The organism is Nocardia sp. Tas62D01, from assembly GCF_055232035.1.
Window position 1 is genome coordinate 8,925,524 of the sequence record NZ_JBUYUZ010000001.1, and the last position, 21,228, is coordinate 8,946,751.

At 65.8% G+C, this 21,228-nt stretch carries 21 protein-coding genes; 8 read left to right on the plus strand and 13 right to left on the minus strand.

Going from position 1 to position 21,228, the window contains the following annotated elements; all coding sequences use genetic code 11:
• Nucleotides 1-407: 407 nt before the first annotated feature.
• Nucleotides 408-2,246: a hypothetical protein gene (locus ACV7NQ_RS43460; RefSeq protein WP_463364808.1), complete on the plus strand. Its 1,839-nt coding sequence runs from the start codon at nt 408-410 to the stop codon at nt 2,244-2,246.
• A gap of 95 nt (nt 2,247-2,341) precedes the next feature.
• Here the strand turns inward: ACV7NQ_RS43460 and ACV7NQ_RS43465 are convergent, their stop codons facing one another.
• The 4 genes from ACV7NQ_RS43465 to ACV7NQ_RS43480 form a co-directional block, all read right to left on the minus strand.
• Nucleotides 2,342-2,803 (minus strand): hypothetical protein, encoded by a 462-nt coding sequence (locus ACV7NQ_RS43465; RefSeq protein WP_463364809.1) that lies wholly within the window; start codon nt 2,801-2,803, stop codon nt 2,342-2,344.
• 75 nt (nt 2,804-2,878) lie between these two features.
• Nucleotides 2,879-3,475: a TetR/AcrR family transcriptional regulator gene (locus ACV7NQ_RS43470; protein WP_463364810.1), complete on the minus strand. Its 597-nt coding sequence runs from the start codon at nt 3,473-3,475 to the stop codon at nt 2,879-2,881.
• A 315-nt stretch (nt 3,476-3,790) separates the two neighbouring features.
• Entirely contained in the window at nt 3,791-4,447 is a 657-nt protein-coding gene (locus tag ACV7NQ_RS43475) for a hypothetical protein (protein ID WP_463364811.1), read from the minus strand.
• The gene (locus ACV7NQ_RS43480) at nt 4,444-5,073 is read right to left on the minus strand and encodes a U32 family peptidase (protein WP_463364812.1); all 630 of its coding nucleotides are present in this window, start codon (nt 5,071-5,073) and stop codon (nt 4,444-4,446) included. The genes ACV7NQ_RS43475 and ACV7NQ_RS43480 overlap by 4 nt, the downstream gene beginning before the upstream one ends.
• Before the next feature lie 434 nt (nt 5,074-5,507).
• On the opposite strand from ACV7NQ_RS43480, the gene ACV7NQ_RS43485 reads away from it, so the two are divergent.
• The 6 genes from ACV7NQ_RS43485 (at nt 5,508) to ACV7NQ_RS43510 (ending at nt 11,079) form a co-directional block, all read left to right on the plus strand.
• Nucleotides 5,508-6,884, plus strand: a complete 1,377-nt coding sequence (locus ACV7NQ_RS43485; protein ID WP_463364813.1) for a hypothetical protein — start codon at nt 5,508-5,510, stop codon at nt 6,882-6,884.
• A 35-nt stretch (nt 6,885-6,919) separates the two neighbouring features.
• Nucleotides 6,920-7,462, plus strand: a complete 543-nt coding sequence (locus tag ACV7NQ_RS43490) for a GNAT family N-acetyltransferase (protein ID WP_463364814.1) — start codon at nt 6,920-6,922, stop codon at nt 7,460-7,462.
• 177 nt (nt 7,463-7,639) lie between these two features.
• Nucleotides 7,640-8,350: an IS6 family transposase gene (locus tag ACV7NQ_RS43495; RefSeq protein ID WP_463366037.1), complete on the plus strand. Its 711-nt coding sequence runs from the start codon at nt 7,640-7,642 to the stop codon at nt 8,348-8,350.
• A 533-nt stretch (nt 8,351-8,883) separates the two neighbouring features.
• Nucleotides 8,884-9,627 carry an IPT/TIG domain-containing protein gene (locus ACV7NQ_RS43500; protein ID WP_463364815.1) on the plus strand — a complete coding sequence of 248 codons (744 nt, stop codon included), beginning with the start codon at nt 8,884-8,886 and terminating at the stop codon, nt 9,625-9,627.
• A gap of 232 nt (nt 9,628-9,859) precedes the next feature.
• Nucleotides 9,860-10,714, plus strand: coding sequence for a glycoside hydrolase domain-containing protein (locus tag ACV7NQ_RS43505; RefSeq protein WP_463364200.1), 855 nt, complete (start codon nt 9,860-9,862; stop codon nt 10,712-10,714).
• Complete coding sequence (locus ACV7NQ_RS43510) at nt 10,714-11,079, plus strand: hypothetical protein (RefSeq protein WP_463364816.1); 366 nt, start codon at nt 10,714-10,716, stop codon at nt 11,077-11,079. The genes ACV7NQ_RS43505 and ACV7NQ_RS43510 overlap by 1 nt, the downstream gene beginning before the upstream one ends.
• Nucleotides 11,080-11,553: 474 nt before the next feature.
• Here ACV7NQ_RS43510 and ACV7NQ_RS43515 read toward each other — a convergent pair whose 3' ends face one another.
• Together ACV7NQ_RS43515 and ACV7NQ_RS43520 are read right to left on the minus strand one after the other, a co-directional pair.
• Nucleotides 11,554-13,296, minus strand: a complete 1,743-nt coding sequence (locus tag ACV7NQ_RS43515) for a beta strand repeat-containing protein (RefSeq protein WP_463364817.1) — start codon at nt 13,294-13,296, stop codon at nt 11,554-11,556.
• A 178-nt stretch (nt 13,297-13,474) separates the two neighbouring features.
• On the minus strand, nt 13,475-14,218 hold the full coding sequence (locus tag ACV7NQ_RS43520) for an IPT/TIG domain-containing protein (RefSeq protein ID WP_463364815.1): 744 nt from the start codon (nt 14,216-14,218) through the stop codon (nt 13,475-13,477).
• A gap of 316 nt (nt 14,219-14,534) precedes the next feature.
• Between ACV7NQ_RS43520 and ACV7NQ_RS43525 the strand changes: the two genes are divergently transcribed.
• Nucleotides 14,535-14,795, plus strand: a complete 261-nt coding sequence (locus tag ACV7NQ_RS43525; RefSeq protein WP_463364818.1) for a hypothetical protein — start codon at nt 14,535-14,537, stop codon at nt 14,793-14,795.
• A 719-nt stretch (nt 14,796-15,514) separates the two neighbouring features.
• Here ACV7NQ_RS43525 and ACV7NQ_RS43530 read toward each other — a convergent pair.
• From ACV7NQ_RS43530 to ACV7NQ_RS43560, 7 genes are all read right to left on the minus strand, one after another.
• Nucleotides 15,515-15,640, minus strand: coding sequence for a hypothetical protein (locus ACV7NQ_RS43530; protein ID WP_463364819.1), 126 nt, complete (start codon nt 15,638-15,640; stop codon nt 15,515-15,517).
• Between the two features lie 105 nt (nt 15,641-15,745).
• Nucleotides 15,746-16,273, minus strand: a complete 528-nt coding sequence (locus ACV7NQ_RS43535) for a TetR/AcrR family transcriptional regulator (RefSeq protein WP_463364820.1) — start codon at nt 16,271-16,273, stop codon at nt 15,746-15,748.
• Between the two features lie 64 nt (nt 16,274-16,337).
• Nucleotides 16,338-17,582 carry a M20 metallopeptidase family protein gene (locus ACV7NQ_RS43540; RefSeq protein ID WP_463364821.1) on the minus strand — a complete coding sequence of 415 codons (1,245 nt, stop codon included), beginning with the start codon at nt 17,580-17,582 and terminating at the stop codon, nt 16,338-16,340.
• Complete coding sequence (locus ACV7NQ_RS43545; protein WP_463364822.1) at nt 17,579-18,529, minus strand: ABC transporter ATP-binding protein; 951 nt, start codon at nt 18,527-18,529, stop codon at nt 17,579-17,581. Before ACV7NQ_RS43545 ends, ACV7NQ_RS43540 begins: the two co-directional genes overlap by 4 nt.
• Nucleotides 18,526-19,320, minus strand: a complete 795-nt coding sequence (locus tag ACV7NQ_RS43550) for an ABC transporter ATP-binding protein (protein ID WP_463364823.1) — start codon at nt 19,318-19,320, stop codon at nt 18,526-18,528. The genes ACV7NQ_RS43545 and ACV7NQ_RS43550 overlap by 4 nt, the downstream gene beginning before the upstream one ends.
• Nucleotides 19,317-20,180 carry an ABC transporter permease gene (locus ACV7NQ_RS43555; protein WP_463364824.1) on the minus strand — a complete coding sequence of 288 codons (864 nt, stop codon included), beginning with the start codon at nt 20,178-20,180 and terminating at the stop codon, nt 19,317-19,319. Before ACV7NQ_RS43555 ends, ACV7NQ_RS43550 begins: the two co-directional genes overlap by 4 nt.
• Entirely contained in the window at nt 20,177-21,196 is a 1,020-nt protein-coding gene (locus ACV7NQ_RS43560; RefSeq protein ID WP_463364825.1) for an ABC transporter permease, read from the minus strand. Before ACV7NQ_RS43560 ends, ACV7NQ_RS43555 begins: the two co-directional genes overlap by 4 nt.
• Nucleotides 21,197-21,228: the final 32 nt, after the last annotated feature.

The window sequence follows — 21,228 nt, forward strand, 5'->3', positions numbered from 1 at the left end:
CACCGGCGACGGCAGACCGAATCGTGAAGGCCGCCGACATCATCCAATTCCGGACCGTCAACGGACAGGAGGTACCCACCGAAAATCACAAACATGGGGTGATCCCTGACCTTGTGGGTGCGTCGACCACGTTGAGGCACTGAGGCATACATAACAAAACAAAGTGGCCCCCAGCTGTAACTGAGGGCCGAACAACCCGAAGGCTGCTAGTGCTAAGCACGTCTAAGGGTAGCCCATGCGTGCGCATGCCATCAACTGCGGTTAGCGACCGCAGCGGTTGTGGCGTGCTCGCGGACCGGCTACCCCCGTCAATCGAATCATCCATTCCCACTGATCTTTTCCCGCCGTCGCGAGCAGCGCAGGCCACGTTCGCGCAGTTGGCGCCGCTTCTGGCTGCAAAGCGGTCGATGCGACCGTGGGAGCCCGAGCGGGGCCGCTACAGCGACCGGGCCCGCGCGCTTACCAAACGTCTTCCCGCACAACCCGTTGCCCTGCCGCTGTACCAGCATCGGCGAACTCGGCTGCTCGGTCTGGATTTCGACGCTCGACACCACGGCCGCGAGGCAGTCGAGCGGGATGTGCGGCAATGTTTGGCCTGGATCGGCGAATGCGGCGGGCGGGCGATCAGCGATCGCTCCACCAGCGGCGGCCGGCATGTCATTGTTCCGCTGCCGATCGGCACCGTCCTGACCAAAGCCGAGGTGGAGCCGATCATGCGACTGTTGGCCGAGCGTCTGGAAACGCTCGATATCACCCCGATGCTCAATGACGTCACAGGATCGCTTACCCCACCCGGATCACAATGCAAGGAGGGCGGGTACCGACAGCTCGACGACACTCTTGACGACGCCACCGACGCCCTCGTCGTGCGCTCCGAGCACGGCTTTGTCGGCCGTCTGGTCGAGCTCCTCGGCGGAGCATGCATCAGAAGTAGTGCACGGCCTTTTGCAGGTGCGCGCACGACGCGCGCGATGCAGGCGAACGCGCCGAGCGTGTCTCAGTCGCGCGCGACCGAGCGCGCGCGACTGTGGGAAGGCAGCGGCGATGATGCGCGACTACGCATCGAGTACCGACGTCGCGCCGCGATGTCAGCGACGGTGGCCGCGTTCGCCGTGCGCGGCGTCGCGCCCGCGGATCGGCGGTGGCGCGCTCGAAACGGTCGTCTCGACCGCTCTGCCGCACGCCAATCCGTCCTCGCCGCGGCAGTCCTGCAAGGGCTGTCGCTGACCGATGTCCAGGCACAGTTTCCGGCTGCGGGCGGTTCGTGGAGGGGCCTGGCCGAGGCCTACACCCGCTACGGGCGCGGTGCCGATGCAGCGTTACGCCGTGACTGGGGCTCTGCCTGCCGATGGGCCTCGGCAAGCGCCCCCGAATTCCGTTCATTCGCGCACAAGAGTTCAGAGCACACAGGGGGGTGGAGGGGGGACAATCGCGTTCGCGCTAAAACCCAAACCCGTTGGCTCGCTACCGCAATCGCATGGGTCGATGCCCAGTGGCCTGGATCCCCTCGACGAGCGACAGCCCTGGCCGTCCTGCAAGCTCTGGCGTACGCCTCGGTTGTCGGTGGCGACATTATCGCTGGCGTACCGGTGGTCGAGTTCGGCGGTCGATCGCTGTCGCTGATGGCCGGCTCCATGCCCGAAACCACGGTATGGCAGGTCCTCCGGGATATCCGTGACGTGCCCGGTGCTCCCCTGCTGCGCGTCCGCCGCGGTGCCGGCCTGCTCGCCGACCGCTACGCCCTGGTCACCGCACGAGTTGAAGGCCGCCGCCCGCACCCGAGCCTCACCCAAACCAAACTTGCGCGGGTAGAACCCATTCACCCGGCCTGGAGCGTCCTTGGGATCCACCACAGACGCCTATATGAGGTGATCGTGCATCAAGGCCTCACCAAGCCCGCCGACGCGCTCGCCGCTGCCCGCATGAGCCGCAGCACCGGCTACAACACCATGGCTGCACTCGCCACCGCGGGACTCATCACCCACTCCCGCGGCACCACCGCCCCCGGCCCGACCAGCCTGGACGACATCGCACGCGCCCACGCCCTCCACCACGCGCGCACCGAGCGCATCGCACGTCATCACCACGAGCGAAAGATCTGGACCTCCTGGCTCACCACCCGATTCGGCACCCCCTCACTCACCGAACCACCCGATAATCCCGTATCGACCGAGCCATGGGACACCCACGACACCGAGGACTACCTTGCTTCCGTCCTTGCTGCAGACCCACCGAGATTCCCTTGAACGATCATGACCCAAACTGTCCCAGACTGCCGCCCGGCCGAGTGAGCACACACGACCACCCACCCGAGGCACCGCAGATCGGATGCGCGGGACGATCACGAGCCCTCCCGTGATGGAAAATCTGGCGCGGCGTCGTCCTGCTCGATGCTTTGGGGGTCAGCGCGGGACGCGGCGAGGAACAGCCCCAGGTGATCGATGACCAGGTCCGTGGCCGTCTCCCTGTCACAGCCCCCGTGGGCCAGCACGCTGATTGCCGTGTTCAGGCCGGTCTTGTAACTCACTTGATCGTTGCGGCTGGCGGAGTCGACCGCGTGGGAGAACACCAGGACGTACTCACTGCCGTACTGGCAGGTCAGCTCCGCGATCAACTCGGCGGCTCGAGGCAGCGGCATCCCTGCATCGCTGACAAATATGAACTCCGGCCGCGGACGGTAGGCCATGGGGCGCCTTTCTGTTTCAGGGCAAGGGAAGTCTGCTCCGGCAAGCAGGTCATGGCGCGGCAGAGCGATCGATGTTTTTTCATGGATCTCCCGGTGCCATGAGGCAGAAGTGTCCACGCGGACAACTGGGTTCCCCCATCTCTTCCAGGCAGCTTTGAACGGGTGCTCCCTGTGCCTTGACACGCAGGGGACTCATGCGGTGCGTTGGGCGAGGACGTGTTCGACCAATGCGCGTATGGCGGCCGCGGTTACGACAGAAGGGGCGCCCCGTTCCGTGCTGGCGTGTCCAATGACGCTGGACAGCAACATCAGACTGACAATCTCAGGCGCTACGGCCGGATCGACTCCCACTTCGCGCATGGTCTTATCTATGAAAGCTGTTGCTACACAATGGATTTTGCGCCACCATTCACGGGATCCGGCGTCCGTGTCGGCGGCGGCAAGCTCGAGTTCGAGGCGCACCCATCCGGGGTGAGTGACCGCGATATGCACCCACGTGCAGATGGTGGCGACGAGTTGATCATGATCGCGGACCTGGTAGCGATGCACACGGGCATGAGCGCGGCGAAACAGCCGCTCCCGCACGGCGGTGGCGGCGAGCGCAGCTTTGGTCGCGAAGTGCACCGGGATCGCGCCGTGCGTGACTCCAGCGCGCTCAGCGATCCGCTGGAGCGAAACCGCGGCGTAGGAATCATTGAGGAATAGATAGGTCGCCGCGTCCAGCAGGCGCTGACGGGTCAGCTCGGTACTGCGTGCGCGTGCGACGCTGCTTGTGAAGGGGGCGCTCATCTGTGACGGATACCTTTTGCTGGTTATGAGAGGCCAGTGCAGTGCTGGGAGTCCCGAGCTGGACGGGCGTGAATCCTGCGCCCATGGACGGCCCGACTGCCTGCGCGAGGCGTGGGATGTGACCGGGGGGTCGATCCGCGAAACACCATGCGGGGGACCTACTTTCAGCGCACCGCTGGTGCGGGCCGTGCTGTACCGAATCGTTGTCTGCCGCAATGCAAACCCTCCAGCCGTCGACGACAAACCAAGAAGACAAGTCAGGCAGCGGCGGCCCAGGAGCACGGTGAGGTGTCGCTGTTGCGCTGCCATGACCGGCTACCGTTGCTCGCGGACCGATTCGGTGACCAGCGGATCCAGGTCCAGCCTTTGCCAGGAGCACCACCCCAGCGACCGGGCCGTCAGCATCGCCGACGCCAAGGCTGCGGTGATCGGCCCGCGCCAGGTGTCGCGGGCCGGATCCAGATACCAGGTCGACAGCTTCGCCGCCGCGCAGGTCCGGCGCAGGTCCGGCACCGAGATATCGAGATCGAACGCCGTGTCCACCATCCGCGCGGAGACGTCGTCCCTCGTGCGCAGCTCACGACGATGCGCCCACAACAACGCATAGTTGTCCAAACTCACCAACTCGACCTGGCCTTCAACCGCCGAGCACAGCGGCTTGATGGCACCCGCCAGATCGTGGCCTGTGATCACCTCGGCATAGACGTCGCACTCGGCCATCCGGCCGTCGAGCGCGACAGTGAGGCCCGTCCGCGAACTTATGTCGTCGGTGAGGACTTCATAGCCGAAGGTGAACCCTCGATGATCCGCCCCGAGATCGCGAGGTTCCTGCGCGTTGAACGGCACATACACCAGCCCGACACCCGACGGGGTGACTGCCACAGCGACCACCGTCGGCATGTCAGCGCCGGTGGATCGGCCGGGATCACCGAACGGCTTCTGCGGATTCGTGAGATTCGTTGCGCTACTCATTTCGTCTCCATCTGCCATCCATGTCCGGGTTCGTTGCCGGGCTGCGCCGCACAGCGGCGAATGCGCTCGACCTGTCGTGACCTCGACCAGCACGCCGTCAACACGGCGACCTCCCGCCCGCGGCCGCCGAGTCGCGGTCGAACCGTTGCGGAATGAAGGTGTTGAACAGAACCAGCTCGACGCGCTGGCGCACCAGCGCGGTGGTGATGTCGGCCGGATCCGGATGTCGTGTGACGAGGCCGGCCAGCATGCTCATCAGCACGCAACACCGGCGACAGAATCCGCGCGAAATCCGGCGCCTCATAGGTGCGGATGAAGTTCCCCGAGGACGACGGGTTGTCGATGTGAACATCCAGCGGAACCGACACCGTCTGCCGCAATGCAGCAAGCATCGACAAACTCAAGTCCCGCACCGGGTTGATGCTGTTGGCGCCCAACGACTCCAACAGCCGCATCGAGGCTGGGTTGCCGTGCCCGCAGTGCGCGGACACCTTGATATGCAGCTCCGGCGGCAGTTCGCCGCGTTGACGCAGCATGTTGAGTGTGGACAGCAGGCCTTCGTCGTACACGACGATGCCGCACACCCCGAGTTCCACTCCGCGAAGGACGTCTTCCAACGCCCGCACGAGCTGTTCACCGCCGCGGAGCCGGTAGCCGATCCGCGCTCCTTCTTGCGTTCTCGCCGTCGCGCTGGTGTCGGTCGTGGCGCGCGGAAAATTCGCTCCCGTCGATCGGCACCAGCTGACTGGAGGTGTCGGCTGGTGGTCCTTGACTGATTGGACATGCGCTCGGTTGTGGCCGAGGGGCTGGGGCGGTCAAGTGCCACTCCAAACGATGATGGGAACAGGTGATGCTGGGGTCCGTGGTGGTCAACGAGTCGCTCCAAGAGGGGTGTTTTGTGTCCCATCCAGCACAGTCGATGCGCACTCGTCGCGACCAGCGCCAACGCTGCTGAACGGTGTCGAAATACACGTGGGCCCTGTCGAATTCGGTCGAATTCGACAGGGCCCACGGTCATGTATCCATCCGGACGTGAACTGGGGCCACTAGGCTGCCGAGAATGGGTGGGACACAACCGAATGTCGAACTCCGCCGTCTGCTGGAGGAGATCGGCTGGTCACCGCGCGAGCTCGCGCGCCAGGTGAACCGTGTGGTGACTCCTGATCGGCGGGTTCACCGAACTACGCCGTTCACATGGCTCGAGGGGGTAGTGCCGCGTGATCCGCTGCCCGCGGTCGTTGCGGGCGTGCTCACCGAAGCTCGGGGCGAAATCGTCACCGTCGAGCATTTGTGGCCGCAGCGGGCGTTGTCGACGCAGATGTGGTTGCCCGCTGTCGCTCAGATCGGAGACGACCGGTGGATGCCGACCCACACGGTGGCGTTACTGGACAAGTCCGAGGCCGCCGCCGTGACATATTTCGCGGTGTCGGGCACCGCGCTGACATCGTTCGCGCGTTCGTGGGCGTTCACCGATCACCCCCTGATGTCCGATGCGGCGACCAGCCAGCGCGTCAGCCTGACTGGTCAGTTCATCGACTATCTGGAGCGCGATCTGGAGCAATTGAGGAGACTAGATGACGGCCGCGGGGGTGAGTTCGTCATGCGCGCGGTCACCCTGCGGCTGTCGCAGATCATCGAGCTGCTGCGGGACTCCTCCTACTCCGCCGGAATGGGTCGGCGACTTCTGTCACTGGCAGGCCAGATGGCTCAACTCGCAGGATGGCTCAACTTCGACCTCGCCCACCACGGCACTGCTCAACGGATGTATCTGCTCGGCCTACGTGCCGCTACTGCCGCCGGTGATCGACAACTCGGCGCGCTCATCCTCAGCTGCATCGCCTTTCAACAGACCTGGCGCGAACGCCCCTACGACGCGGTATCGATCATGGAAACCGCTCGGCAGGGGCTCCGTAGTGCCGCCACGCCCCGCGTGCAGGCACTTATCGCGATGCGAGAGGCCCGAGCCTTCGCCACCAGCGGCATGCTCAACGAGACATCCGGAGCACTCGACCGCGCCCACGAAGCAATCTCCCTGGGACCACACGACAACGACCCCAATTGGGTGTACTGGATGGACCCGACCGTGCTCACCAGCGAAGCCGGCCGATGTTATCTCCATCTCGGCGATACACCACGCGCGGAAAGACACCTCGCCGACGGGCTCGCCCGCCTCGGTGATAACACCACTCGCGACCGCCTCCTCTACGGGCTGTCCCTCGCACTGACCCACACCCGCGGCACCAACGGGCAACACGACCTCGCGCTGGCATGCTACGAAGCAGAACATGTACTGCCACTGCTGCCCCACGTCGGCTCGGCCCGCTGCCGCCACCTCATCGACACGATCCTCACCGAACTACGACCACATCGAACCACCGCGGCCGTGCGTGAGTTCTTCGACAAATCCGAATCACTGCCACAGCTCCAGATCCGCTGAGCCTGGGATCTGCCGAGCCAGTCAAACTGGCTTACATGCACGATTCTTCACCGGCCACCGCGATGGCGGAACTGCACGCCGAGCCGTACGACTCCCCCGCCGCCACCACGATGATCGAGGCGGCCAACCGCACCAACGAAGCGCTGTACGGCCACGCGGATCAGTCCCCACTCTCCCCCGACGAATTCTCACCACAACACCGAGGACACTTCGTCGTCGCCTACCTCGACGGCATCCCGATCGGATGCGGCGGCTTCCGACGCCACCGCGAGGACCCGACCGGCACCACCGCCGAGGTCAAACGCATGTACGTCGAACCCCACGCACGCCGCCGAGGGATCGCACGCCAGGTCCTCACTCGACTGGAAACCGACGCCCAGACCGCCGGATACCACGCGGTCATCCTCGACACCGGCAGCAAGCAAGCCGACGCCCACGCCCTCTACGAGGCATGCCACTACCAACGCACCGCCGGATTCGGCATCTACAAAGACAAGCCCGGCAACCACGCCTACCACAAGACGCTCCCCATCCATCGGGACGCATCAATCGATCCGAGCCCCCATGCCTCGACCTGAATCCGCCCGCCGGACAGTCAATTTGCGCTAGGACAGGATGGCATAGGTTGGCGCCCGTCCAGAGCGCGTTTGTTGGTCTCGAATCCTATTGTCTCACTGGCACTGTCAACTTGGCTGATGGATCGCTGTGAGATGATCGTCGGGGTGGTTGTGGGTCGTTGTGGGAGAGGGCTGTTCGTGGACGCGGTGTCGCTGTCGTACAAAGGGTTCCGGTACCCGGCGGAGATCATCGCGCACTGTGTGTGGCTGTACCACCGCTTCCCGCTCAGCTTCCGTGAGGTCGAGGAGCTGGTGCTGGCCCGCGGTGTGATCGTCTCCCACGAGACCATCCGGCAGTGGTGCGCCAGGTTCGGCCCCCAGTACGCGGCTGGCCTGCGTCGCCGCCGGCCGCAGGCCGGTGACAAGTGGCACCTGGACGAGATCTACATCAAGATCAACGGCGAGTGGCAGTACCTGTGGCGGGCGGTCGACCAGCACGGGAACGTGCTGGACATCTTGGTGCAGTCCCAGCGTGATGCGAAGGCCGACAAGCGGTTCATGGCCAAGCTGATCAAGAAGCACTGCCGCACCCCGCGGGTACTGGTCACCGACAAGCTCCGCTCCTACGGCGTCGCCCACCGTGAGCTGATGCCCTCGGTCGAGCACCGGAGCGCGAAGTACCTCAACAACCGGGCCGAGAACTCCCATCAACCGACCCGCCAGCGCGAACGCGCTATGAAGGGCTTCCGCTCACCCGGCGCAGCGCAGCAATTCCTCGCCGACTTCAGCGTGATCTCCCCGCACTTCCGACCCCGACGCCACTTGATGCCCGCCGCCGAGTACCGAGCCGAGATGGCCAACCGTTTCACCGCCTGGAACGAGATCGCCGGCCTGCCCACCGCGGCCTGACCGACCAACCCCGGCACCACCACTCCCTGACACTGCACCACCCCGCCACACCCCGAACAAGTTGACAACGCCCGATCGAGTGCGCGTACGCCTTCGTCGTGGACTCCGCCCCGTCACGCCCGAACCGCTGGTGACGCAGATACCCATCGGCGACACCCACTACCTGCAGATCATCATCCAGCACCGTCCAATACCGTTGCCCGGAAGGCAAATTCACCGGAATGCTCGCATGGCCTCTCGCTTTCACCTCGACAGTCGGAAACGACTACCAGCCACGAGCACCACGCCCCCGGAGAAACACCGCACCACCCGAACGATCACCCGGACCGGGCGACATCATGTGACATGTCACTGACCCTCGGAGAAAGGCTGGGGCGCAACGAGGCTCGGAACCCGGCGAGAATCCGAGAACGGACGAAAACGGACCGGCACAAGGTAGCCCGGCAACCGGTCCAAGGGGGTTAATGGAAAGAGCGGGCCCGCAAAAGAATCCGGGTGATCACCCGGTTCCGCTTCGACAAGGAGGCAGCATCATGCCTATTTCTCCCAACCAGGGGTCGACCGGAGGCGGGACCACCGTCACGATCACCGGCACGAACCTCGGCGGCGCCACCGCGGTGCACTTCGGTTCCAAGTCGGCGACTATCACCGCTGATACGCCTACATCGGTCACGGCTGTCTCGCCGTCCGGGGCGGGTGCGGTCGCGGTGACCGTGACCACTGCGGGAGGGATCAGCAACCCGCTGTCGTTCTTCTATGTCGGGGCACCGTTCAAGGCCACCCTGTCCCCGGTGTCCGGTGTCACCGCGGGCGGTAGCACGGTCACCATCACCGGGACCGGACTGTCCACCGCCACGGCGGTGAACTTCGGTGCCGCGTCCGCGACCCCGACTGTGGTCAACGACAGCCAGTTGACCGTGGTCGTGCCGGCGGGTACGGCGGCCGGGTCGGTGGGTGTCAGTGTTACCACCGCGGGCGGCACCAACAACGGCCTGTCCTACACCTACGTCGATGCGCCGACCATCGCCACCCCGTCCCCGGCCGCCGGTCCGGCGTCCGGTGGCACTGCGGTGACCATCCCCGGCACCAGTCTGACGACTACCCAGTCGGTCACGTTCGGCGGTGTCGCGGCGCCGTTCTCGGTCCTCTCCGACACGTCGATCTCCGCGGTCACCCCGCCGGGAACCGCTGGCGCGGTCGACATCGTGGTCACCACCAGCGGGGGCAGCGTCACCGAGGCCGGCGCCTTCACCTATGTCGCTGGACCTGGTATCTGACCGGTCGTCGGGGCCGGCGACGCCGGCCACCAGATGACGCCCCACCCGGCCCCGGGCAGGCAAGCTCCTTGCTCCCCTGCCCGGGCCACCCCCACCACAAGAGTTGGCACCCCAAAGTGCACAGGAACGATATCCCACAGTCAAGGCCGTACGGCCCACCAATGTGGGAACCCATCGACGGGGGCCTGCTGTTGCCGGCGGGCGGCTACACCGACGTCATTGGAGGACGCTCATGCCCAGAGGTCTTGATTACGCGGGGGGCCGCCCCAACCCCGCCGCCATCGCCGCGGCCGGATACAGCTTTGTCTGCCGCTATCTGACCGACGGGGGCCCGAATCTCCCAGGCAAGCTGCTGCTGCCCGCCGAGGCCGCCGCATTGCGTGCCAACGGCATCGACATCGTCTCCAACTGGGAAACCACCGCCGACGCCGCACTCGGCGGCTACCCCCGGGGCATCACCGACGCGGAAGCCGCCCTCGCTCGAGTGATCGCCTGCGGCGGATCACCGAGCCGACCCATCTACTTCTCGGTCGATTTCGACGCGACCCCGGAACAACAGGACACCATCAACGCCTACCTCACCGGTGCCGGGTCCGTGATCGGCGTCGCGCACACCGGCATCTACGCAGGCTATTGGCCGTTGTCGCGCGCCCTCGATGCCGGTGTCGCGAAATGGGGCTGGCAGACCGAGGCATGGTCGGGCGGCAACCTCGACCCGCGAGCGCGGATCATCCAGCGCAACAGCCTGGGCTACGAAACCGTCGACGGCGTCCAATGCGACATCAACGAAGCCACCGTCAGCGACTACGGCCAATGGTCGGTGACCGAACCCAAAGAGGACACCATGCCCAACACGCTGCCGCCCGACTGGCTCAACGCCACGGTCCCAACCCAATACAACGCCCAGGGCCAGTTGGTGGCGCCCGACGGCAGCAACGGCCCGAACGTGCCGATGCCGGTATGGCAACTGCTGTCATGGCTGGACGGCCGCGTCGCCCGCGCCGAAGGAGCCTTATCCGCCCTGCAGAGCCAGAACGCGACCCTCATCACCCTTGTCAACCGGCTCGTCGCGAAAGTGGGTGCGTAATGATCCGGATCACCCCCTACTACAAGGCCGCCGTCACCGGGGTAGGCGAAATGATCACCACCACAACCGCGATCATCGCGCTGATCAGTCTCGCGCCCGCGCAGTACCACGGTGTCGCTGTCGGCCTGTCGGTCCTGCTCGCGGTCCTCGGCATCGCCAAAACCGCCCTCATCCGGCACATGAGGGACGAACTGCTCCTCGAGGGAATTACCGCGACCCGCGATACCGCACCTGTGATCGACGCGATCCACAATGCCGCGATCGCGATCACCCGGCTTACGCAGGTGACGCCGACGACATCTCCGACACAACCGCCCGGTCTCCAGCCGGGACCCGGCGCACAGCCGAGCAAATCCGACGAGTGATTCCCATACGGCACCGATACAGCCGAGCCATCCCCGGTCACGTGAGAATGGCCGCATTCGACGTTCACGTCGTCGCCGAGTGTTACTGGGTGCGGGGATCAGTAGCCCGCCCTGTCGATATGAGCGCTCCATGCTCGGCAATCATCCGCACACCAACCGACAGATCCGCCGGTCAAGTACTGCTGAACGTTCTCGGGATCACTGGTGACGTCGACGTTGTTGCCGCCGAGTTGGCGAACCGTGTATAGCGTGGAGTGCGTTGTTCCGTGGATGTGTCGTGTCGTGAGGACCGCGTAGCCCAGGGCAAGGCGATCTCGTTGAGTTTATCGGCGATAGTGAAGGCGGCACGCGCCGATTCGAGGGGACATCTGATGCGGGGCGTCGGGGTGCTGACTTCGGCTCCGCCTCCATATCGCTCTCTCCTCATTCGAGTTCCGAGATCGACAGCAGAAGTTGGCTGGTCACATGGTCGGATCAGATGGTGGGTGGGGGGACGCGGGTGTAGATCGCCGCTGTGCTGGTGCCACCGGGGGTGGCGACGGTGACATTGGTCGGTCCGGCGGCTCCGGGAGGGGTGTCGGCGACGATCTGGCTGTCGGAGACGACGGTGAACGCTGCGGGCGTGGTGCCGAACAGCACGGTGGAGGTTTGGGCGAGGTTGTTGCCGGTCACGGTGACGGTGTTGCCACCGGAGGAGGGTCCCTGGTTCGGGCTCAGACCTGTGATGGTCGGTGCCATCAGGTAGGTGTAGGAGACTCCGTTGCTGGTCCCGCCCGGGGTGGTGACGGTGACAGCGACCGTCCCGGCGGCTCCTGGAGGGGCTGTGACGGTGATCTGGGCGTCGGAGACCACCGTGAATACGCCGGCGGCGGTGGCACCGAACCGTACCGTGGTGGCCGCGAGCAGGTGCGCGCCGGTGACGGTGACGGTGTTCCCGCCCGCGAGCGGACCCGAGCCGGGGGCGACGCCGGTGAGGGCGGGAACGCTGAGGTAGAAGTAGGAGCTGGCCAGGGTGCTGGTGCCGCCCGCGGTGGCGACGGTGACATTCACAGCCCCGGCGATACCCGGGGGGACCACGGCGGTGATCTGTGTGGCCGAGACGATGGTGAATGAGGTGGCTGCGGTGGCGCCGAAGGTGACCGCGGTGGCGCCGGTGAGGTTGGCGCCGGTGAGGGTGACGGTGTTCGAGCCCGAGGTGGGTCCTTGGTTGGGACTCACACCGCTCAGCGAAGGCACCGCGGCGTAGGTGTAGGGGACTCCGTTGCTGGTGCCGCCAGGGGTGGTGGCGGTGACCTGCACCGTACCGGCCCCTGGTGGGGCGGTGGCGGTGATCTGCGTGGCCGACACGACAGTGAACGAGACGGCCGTAGTGCCGAACCGGACCGCGGTAGCGGTGGACAGGCCCGTACCGGTGAGGGTGACCGTGGTGCCCCCGGCCGCGGGACCCGAGCTCGGACTGACCGAGGTCAGGGCAGGGACCGCGACGTAGGTGTAGGAGACGCCGTTGCTGGTCCCGCCCGGGGTGGTGGCGGTGACCTGCACCGTGCCGGCCCCGGCAGAGGCGACGGCCGTGACCTGCGTGCTGGAGTTGACGGTGAACGAGGTCGCGGCGTTGGCACCGAAGGTGACCGCGTTTGCGCCGGTGAGGTTGGTGCCGGTGAGGGTGACCGTGGTGCCCCCGGCTGCCGGTTCTGAACTGGGGCCGACCGAGGTGAGGGCGGGGGCGGGGATGTAGGTGTAGGAGACGCCGTTGCTGGTCCCGCCCGGGGTGGTGGCGGTGACCTGCACCGTGCCGGCCCCGGCAGGGGCGACGGCCGTGATCTGCGTGCTGGAGTTCACGGTGAACGAGGCCGCCGCGGTGGCGCCGAAGGTCACCGCGGTGGCGCCGGTGAGGTTGGCGCCGGTGAGGGTGACGGTGTTCGCGCCCGAGGTGGGTCCTTGGTTGGGACTCACACCGCTCACCGAAGGCACCCCGGCATAGGTGTAGGAGACCCCGTTGCTCGTACCAGCCGCGGTGATGACGGTGACCTGCACCGTACCGGCCCCGGGAGGGGCGATGGCCGTGATCTGCGTGGTGGAGTCGACCGTGAAAGTTGTTGCCACCGTGCCGAACCGCACGGTGGTCACATTGGTGAACCCGGTGCCGGTGACTGTGACATTGTTGTTCCCCGCAGCAGGCCCCGAGGTCGGGGACAGGGAAGTGATGGTAGGGGCCACGAACATGCTCCTTCGAGAGCGGGCCACAGCCCCGGTCCGACCGTGGGCAAGGTGTTTGGCAGGGGCAGAGTGCGGTGCTGACGGGGATGCGGGCCCGGGCAGGGGAGCAAGGAGCTTGCCTGCCCGGGGCCGGGTGGGGCGTCATCTGGTGGCCGGCGTCGCCGGCCCCGACGACCGGTCAGATACCAGGTCCAGCGACATAGGTGAAGGCGCCGGCCTCGGTGACGCTGCCCCCGCTGGTGGTGACCACGATGTCGACCGCGCCAGCGGTTCCCGGCGGGGTGACCGCGGAGATCGACGTGTCGGAGAGGACCGAGAACGGCGCCGCGACACCGCCGAACGTGACCGACTGGGTAGTCGTCAGACTGGTGCCGGGGATGGTCACCGCAGTGCCACCGGACGCCGGACCGGCGGCCGGGGACGGGGTGGCGATGGTCGGCGCATCGACGTAGGTGTAGGACAGGCCGTTGTTGGTGCCGCCCGCGGTGGTAACACTGACACCCACCGACCCGGCCGCCGTACCCGCCGGCACGACCACGGTCAACTGGCTGTCGTTGACCACAGTCGGGGTCGCGGACGCGGCACCGAAGTTCACCGCCGTGGCGGTGGACAGTCCGGTCCCGGTGATGGTGACCGTGCTACCGCCCGCGGTGACACCGGACACCGGGGACAGGGTGGCCTTGAACGGTGCCCCGACATAGAAGAACGACAGCGGGTTGCTGATCCCTCCCGCAGTGGTCACGGTCACCGCGACCGCACCCGCCCCGGACGGCGAGACAGCCGTGACCGATGTAGGCGTATCAGCGGTGATAGTCGCCGACTTGGAACCGAAGTGCACCGCGGTGGCGCCGCCGAGGTTCGTGCCGGTGATCGTGACGGTGGTCCCGCCTCCGGTCGACCCCTGGTTGGGAGAAATAGGCATGATGCTGCCTCCTTGTCGAAGCGGAACCGGGTGATCACCCGGATTCTTTTGCGGGCCCGCTCTTTCCATTAACCCCCTTGGACCGGTTGCCGGGCTACCTTGTGCCGGTCCGTTTTCGTCCGTTCTCGGATTCTCGCCGGGTTCCGAGCCTCGTTGCGCCCCAGCCTTTCTCCGAGGGTCAGTGACATGTCACATGATGTCGCCCGATCCGGGTGATCGTTCGGGTGGTGCGGTGTTTCTCCGGGGGCGTGGTGCTCGTGGCTGGTAGTCGTTTCCGACTGTCGAGGTGAAAGCGAGAGGCCATGCGAGCATTCCGGTGAATTTGCCTTCCGGGCAACGGTATTGGACGGTGCTGGATGATGATCTGCAGGTAGTGGGTGTCGCCGATGGGTATCTGCGTCACCAGCGGTTCGGGCGTGACGGGGCGGAGTCCACGACGAAGGCGTACGCGCACTCGATCGCGTTGTTCCTGCGCTGGTGCGCCCAGACAGGCCGGTCCTGGCAGGGCGGTTTCTGGCGTATTCCGGCAGGCCCCCTAGCCGATCCGTCGGAGGTGAAGCCCTACTGGTTGCGGTGAATTCCAGTGTCGGTTCGTCGGTCCAGACAGCCGATGTCCTCAAGCGACAGCTTCGGCTAGGCTCCGCTTGACGGGCGCGTCTCGGCTTCCTGGTGGTGCGGCGCAGTACCGGGTTAGCTAGTCCGGATAAAGCCCGGTAGCCCGGTGATGTCGTGGGTCGACTTCCCTCGCGACGGGTTCGAGTGGACCGGGCCAGCGGCGAGCCGGTCTGGTACAGATCATCGACACCATCGACCACATCACCGACATCGAAGAATCCCTCGGCACCCTGCTTCCACACGTGCGGCTGATGATCACCGAAGACCTTACCGATACACGACAGCACGGCAACCAACGATTTCACCACCGCCGAACATTCAGTGAACTCATCGAAGTATTCGGCAACTACGGGCTCCGGGCGATCGGCGCCGACGGAATCTGCCAGTACTGGGCTAACCAGCAAATTAGGCAGCAGAGTCAATGTCGACGCGAAACCCGACCTCCTGCAACGCTGCCTGGATTACGCCGACCAGGAGCAAGATCAGCCCCGCCAGCACCTGCCCCCGGACGACGTGCGTGACGCCCTCGAATTCTGGAGTACGCCATCGATATCACGCAGATGGCCATCGACCTCGTCACCGGCTGCGGTGCCGCCGACAACGACCACGACCGGCGGCGCCTGCTCGCCAGCATCCAGCACCAGCAGACCAGCACGGTCCTGCAGGCCCTCCCCGGCGTCGTCACGCGGGGGAGCGGAATCGGGGTGCCGCGACGTAGCGGCCCCAGGTGACCGTCGCTTCGGTGGCGAGCTTGGTGGTCGTGATGTGGTGATAGCCGAGGGCGTCGGCGACGACCGGGGCAGGCATCTGCTGGACGTACCTAGGCGAGGGCTACTGCACCTATGACTTCTTCGCCAAATGCCCCCACCGACTGGCATGCGCCCGCTGCCCCTTCTACCTCCCGAAACTGCGTCAGTTCCGCAACTCCGTGACGAGCAGCGAACGGAATTCCTCGAGCGACGACTCGACATGGTCCCTGTCGCCGGTGATCAGGAGATCGACGATTAGGCCTCGCAGGGCGGCGATGGTGAGACGGCCTAGGACTCGCGCGAATTTCGGGCTGTGTCCTTCGGTCTCGATGCTCTTCGCGAAATAGTCGACCCAGCTGTTGACTGCGCTGCTCGCGAACTCGGTGAACCGGCTCGGCTCGTCGAACCGCCGGGAAGCCAGATGGAAGAACAACTGCATGTCCGACAGGTTGATCATGTAGTAGTCCCACCACTTGTCCACCGCCTGCAGCAGCGTGGTCGGTGCGGGGTTGTCGAGGTGCTCGATGGTCTGTTCGCGCACGACTTTCATTGCGTGACCGAGCAACTCGTCTCTGCTGCCGAAGTGGTAGATCAGCATTCTGCTGGATGTGCCCAGCTGCTCTGCGATGGTGCCGAGCAGGAACCCCTCCGGCCCTCTCTCGCGCAGAATCGACACGATTGCTGGAAGCATCTCCGACGCTTTCGAGTCCGGTTCGAGAGAATTCGTGTTCAGTGAGTTGCCTTTCAGCTGTGCGTCACTCGACGCATGTGGCGGTTATTGGACGACAGCGACTCTGGCTCTCGGATTCGTACCGTAACCGCCGGAGGGCGAGTTCAGTGAGAAACACTGCCGCGTCATAGAGGATCCCGTCGTCGAACCGCGCCTGCGGCGAATGGTTGCCCGCAATGTCAGCGACGTCGGCTCCTGGTGCCGCGGCGCCGAGGAACGCGAAGGCGCCTCCGGTCGCCTCAAGGAAGTGCGAGAAGTCCTCCGCGACCATCTCGGGCAGCACGAGTTCCCGGTAGCGCGTCGATCCGAACTGTGTGTGGATGACGTCTCGCACCAGTTCGTTGTCCTCCGCTCTCGATACCGTGGGGATCATGAGCGGACCCGGCTCGAATGAGGTGCTGAGCCCGTACGCACCGGCCATCGACTGAATGAGCGCGACCAGGTCGGCGTAGATCTGCTCGATGCCCGCGACGCTGAGCGCGCGCAGGCTGATCCGAAGCACCGCACGCTCGGGGATGACGTTGGCTGCCGTCCCGCCCTCGAATGCGCCGACAGTGGCCACGATCGGCGCGTCGGACGTGGTCTCCTGCGTGACGTAGCTCTGGATTGCCTGCACGATCAGTGCCCCCGTGATGATCGGGTTGCGTGCGGCGTGGGGCCTGGCAGCATGACCGCCCACGCCGATCAACTCGACATCGAAGTTCATCGTCGCTGCCATCACGGTGCCCGGCCGGCAGGCGAACTCACCTGATGGCAAGTACGAGAAGACGTGGATCCCGTAGGACGCGACGGGCCGCTCACCTGTGAGGTCGAGGACGCCTTCGGCGATCATCGCCGCCGCGCCGCCGTACCCCTCCTCCCCGGGCTGGAATACAGCGAGGACCGTCCCACTGAACTCGTCGGTGCGCGCGCACAGCAGGCGGATGGCGCCCACCAGTGCCGCCATGTGCAGGTCGTGCCCGCACGCGTGCATCGCCCCGTTGGTCGAGGAGAAGTCCACCTCCGAGCGCTCGTCGACCTGCAACGCGTCCATGTCGGACCTGAGTAGCACCGTCGGCCCGGGCTTGCTTCCCCTGATCACGACTGCCACCGAGGTGAGCGATGTGCCCAGGACGATCTCGACCGGCAGCCCGGCGAGTTCATCGAGCACTATCCGCTGGGTCAGTGGAAGGTGTAGCCCAACTTCGGGCACCTGATGCAGTCGCCGGCGCAGTGCCGGTAGGTCGCTGGTGAGGGCTTCGATGTCGGATGGCACGTGAGTCGATGTCATGCGTCCTCCAATGTCGCGCCGCGCGCAGTGCAGGCGACCCAATGACCGGCCGACACCTCGTTCAGACCGGGCCTGTGCTCATCGCAGGAGGAACCCGCGGGACACGGAGGATCCGCCGGCTCGGTCGCGCCAGAGGAATTGCTCCATGCCTTCGGATGCCACGCCACGCGTGGGTCGGTCGGTGGCACCGCGTCGATCAGCGCCTGGGTATAGGGATGAACCGGAGACGACATGACCTCGTCAGTACTGCCCTCCTCGACGACCCGGCCGCGGTACATAACCAGCACCCGCGACGCAAGTCGCCGGACGCTCGACATGTCGTGGCTGATCATCAGGTAGCCGACGCCGGTCTCGGCCTGCAGTTCACCGAGCGTGCCCAGCAGCCGCGAACGCACCGTCTGGTCGAGGCTCGCCGTCGGCTCGTCCAGCACCACGATGTGCGGGGACGCGATCAGCGCACGCGCGATCGCGACGCGCTGTGCCTGGCCGCCGGAAAGATCACGCGGATGCCGCTCGAGGAACTCTGCCGATAGGCCAACGTTTTCGAGCAGCGTGACGCTGAGCTCGCGTATGGCATTCCTGGAATGTCCGCCGAGCCGGACGAGCGGCTCTGCCAAGGACTTCTTCACCTTCCACATAGGGTCGAGCGACTGCTCGGGATGCTGGAAGACCATCTGCACGCGCGGCACGGTCGCACCGGGTTCGGCCGGGGCGATCCCCACCGGATGCGCGGCAGTGTCGGCGCTGCCGCTCCACGCGACCGAACCGCTGGTCACCTGCTGCAGCCCGGCGACGACGCGGGCGGTGGACGACTTGCCGCTCCCCGACTCGCCGACAATGGCCACGGTCTCGCCTTCACTGACCGACAGGGAGACGCCTCGCACGGCATGGACCTTGGTCCGCCCTGAATAGGTCACCGTCACGTCCGTCAGGGTGAGTGTCCTCATCCCTCCACCTCCGATAGCACCGGCGCAACCGCGCCCGACGTTGCCGACGCCACGAGCTCGCGGGTATAGGCCTCGCGCGCATTGTGGAAGATGTCGTCCACCAGCCCGGATTCGACGATCCTGCCTTGGTACATGACGATCACGCGCGAGCACATCTGCGCGACGACCCCGAGGTCGTGGGTTATCAGCAGTACGCCACGGTCAGAATCGGCCGTGGTCGTCCGGAGCAGTTGCAGGATCTGCGCCTGAACCGTCACGTCGAGGCCGGTTGTCGGCTCGTCGGCGATGAGCACGGCGGGTTTCGCGGCCAGTGCCATCGCAATCATGACGCGCTGGTTCATGCCGCCGGAGAGCTGGTGCGGATATGCCTTGCGCACTCGTTCGGCGTCGTTGATCCCGACCTCGCGCAGCAACCGCTCGACCTCGGGAGTCATGCCCGAACCGCGCCGCGCCCCCAACGACTCGAGCAGGCGTTCCAGCTGCTTGCCGATCCGCATCGTCGGGTTGAGTGCGGCCTTGGCGTTCTGGAAAACAATCGAGATCTCGGGCCGCCGCGGCACCCGGCCGCCGACCATGAAACTCGTCCCGCTCAAGCTGGCCTGCCCCGCCAGCGGCGTCATCGCGGGCGGCAGTAGGCCGGTCAGTGACAGCGACGTCATCGACTTGCCTGACCCTGATTCGCCGACCAGACCGACGATCTCGCCGCGCGCGACGTGAAAGCCCACGTCGTCGAGGATGAGGTTGCCTGCCGGGCCCCGCACGGTCAGCCCGGATAGATCCAGCGCCGTCATCGGATGATCCGTTCGAATCGGTCGCCGATCAGCTGGAATGCCGACGCAGCCGTGACGATCATGAGGCCGGGGAACAGCGCCGTCCACCAGGCACCGAGCAGAACATCGCCGGAGCCGAGGGCGATCATCTGGCCCCACTCCGCAGTGGGTGGTTGGACCCCGACTCCGAGGAAGGACAGGCCGGCAATATCGAGAACGGCCCATGCGGCGATCAGCGAAGCTTGGACGATCGGCGCGCGGAACGAGTTGGGCAGCACATGCTGGGCGGCGATGAGGAAGGTCTTCGTGCCACTAACCCGGCTCGCGGCGACGAAGTCCGTGGTGCGCACCTCGAGGGCCTGCGCGCGGGTCAGCCTGATGAACTGGGGAATGTAGGCGATGGTGACGCCGATCGCCGCGTTCCGTGCGCTGTTGCCCAGCGATGCGGTGATGACGAGCGCGAGGACGAACGCCGGGAACGCCATCAGCATGTCGGTCAGTCGCATGACCACCACGTCGAACCAGCCGCCGATGGTCGCGCTGATCGAGCCGACGACGCTGCCGATCACCAGCCCGACCAGAGCGACGACGAGGGCGAGGGACAGGTCGATACGCACGGCGTTCATGCAGCGGACGAAGATGTCCCGGCCGAACTCGTCGGTGCCGAAGACGTGCGCACCGGACGGGGCCTGGAGGGTGTCGGCGGAATGGGTCACGGTGCCCGAGCCGAGAGTGATCGGCACGACTAGGGAGAGCACGAACATCGCCAGCAGGATCGCCAGGCCGACGATGAAGCCGACGTTGCCGGCGTTGAATGACCAGAGTCGTCGTACCTGTCCCGATCGCGGGCTTGTAGTGGCCCTGAGGCCGAGGATCGTCATGAGGCCGCCTGGAGTTGTACGCGCGGATCAGCGAGCGCGTAGAGGATGTCGAGCACCGTGTTCAGCAGCACGTAGATCACGCCGACCAGCAAGGCGAATCCACGCAGGGCATTCAGGTCGTGTTGCTGCAGTGCCTGGTATGCGTACTGGCCGATGCCGGGCCATGAGAACAACTGCTCGATGATCACGTTGCCACCGAGCAGGTATCCGGCGACGATGCCGACCGTGGTGAGCACCGGGAGCAGCGAGTTGCGCAGACCGTCCCGGAAGAGGATGGACGTGCTGGAATAGCCGAAGGACCGCGAGGTCCGCGCGAAGTCCGAGTTCAGCGACCGGATCGTCGACGCGCGAACCACCTTGATGATCGACGGCGCCGTGATGAGGCCGAGAACCAATGCCGGCAACGCGAGGGATCGCAGCGAGATCAGTGCCAGCGAGATATTCCCGCTGAACAGCGAGTCCAGTACGTAGGAGCCGGTGATGTCAGGCGGCGTGCCGGATCCCCGCGGCAACCGCCCGATCGGGCTCGGAAACCAGCCGAGATTGTTGCAGAGGGCGACGATTGCGAGCAGGGCGATCCAGAAGGACGCGGTCGAGGAGGTCAGGACGGTGAACCCGCGAAGGAATCCGTCGAATGCCGTGCCTCGCTTCTGGGCCGATACGGTACCGACCACGACGCCGATCACGAGCGCCACGAGCAGTGCAGCCACGCTCAATTCGATAGTGGCCGGCAGGCGTTGCAGCAGTTCCGTGCGCACCGGTTGGCTCGTCCGGGCGGAAGTTCCCAGATCGCCGCGGAACAGGCCGAGGATGTAGTCGCCGAGCTGTACCGGAATTGACTTGTCGAGACCGAACTTCACTCGCAGCGCCGCGATCTGCTCCGTGGTGGCGTACTGGCCGGCTCGAGCTCGCGCGGCGTCACCGGGTAGTAACTGGGTGACGACGAAGATCACGAGGGCGATTCCGAAGATGGTGATCACCGCCAGAAACGCACGGTGCAGGATGTAGCGGCCCACGACGACTCTCCTGTTCTTGGCGCGGCTGACCG

Coding starts and splice junctions, on each gene's coding strand:
- ACV7NQ_RS43460 (WP_463364808.1), top strand. CDS start 408: ATGCGACCGTGGGAGCCCGAGCGGGGCCGCTACAGCGACCGGGCCCGC.
- ACV7NQ_RS43470 (WP_463364810.1), bottom strand. CDS start 3,475: ATGAGCGCCCCCTTCACAAGCAGCGTCGCACGCGCACGCAGTACCGAG.
- ACV7NQ_RS43475 (WP_463364811.1), bottom strand. CDS start 4,447: ATGAGTAGCGCAACGAATCTCACGAATCCGCAGAAGCCGTTCGGTGAT.
- ACV7NQ_RS43485 (WP_463364813.1), top strand. CDS start 5,508: ATGGGTGGGACACAACCGAATGTCGAACTCCGCCGTCTGCTGGAGGAG.
- ACV7NQ_RS43490 (WP_463364814.1), top strand. CDS start 6,920: ATGCACGATTCTTCACCGGCCACCGCGATGGCGGAACTGCACGCCGAG.
- ACV7NQ_RS43500 (WP_463364815.1), top strand. CDS start 8,884: ATGCCTATTTCTCCCAACCAGGGGTCGACCGGAGGCGGGACCACCGTC.
- ACV7NQ_RS43505 (WP_463364200.1), top strand. CDS start 9,860: ATGCCCAGAGGTCTTGATTACGCGGGGGGCCGCCCCAACCCCGCCGCC.
- ACV7NQ_RS43510 (WP_463364816.1), top strand. CDS start 10,714: ATGATCCGGATCACCCCCTACTACAAGGCCGCCGTCACCGGGGTAGGC.
- ACV7NQ_RS43520 (WP_463364815.1), bottom strand. CDS start 14,218: ATGCCTATTTCTCCCAACCAGGGGTCGACCGGAGGCGGGACCACCGTC.
- ACV7NQ_RS43530 (WP_463364819.1), bottom strand. CDS start 15,640: ATGCCTGCCCCGGTCGTCGCCGACGCCCTCGGCTATCACCACATCACG.
- ACV7NQ_RS43535 (WP_463364820.1), bottom strand. CDS start 16,273: ATGCTTCCAGCAATCGTGTCGATTCTGCGCGAGAGAGGGCCGGAGGGG.
- ACV7NQ_RS43540 (WP_463364821.1), bottom strand. CDS start 17,582: ATGACATCGACTCACGTGCCATCCGACATCGAAGCCCTCACCAGCGAC.
- ACV7NQ_RS43545 (WP_463364822.1), bottom strand. CDS start 18,529: ATGAGGACACTCACCCTGACGGACGTGACGGTGACCTATTCAGGGCGG.
- ACV7NQ_RS43550 (WP_463364823.1), bottom strand. CDS start 19,320: ATGACGGCGCTGGATCTATCCGGGCTGACCGTGCGGGGCCCGGCAGGC.
- ACV7NQ_RS43555 (WP_463364824.1), bottom strand. CDS start 20,180: ATGACGATCCTCGGCCTCAGGGCCACTACAAGCCCGCGATCGGGACAG.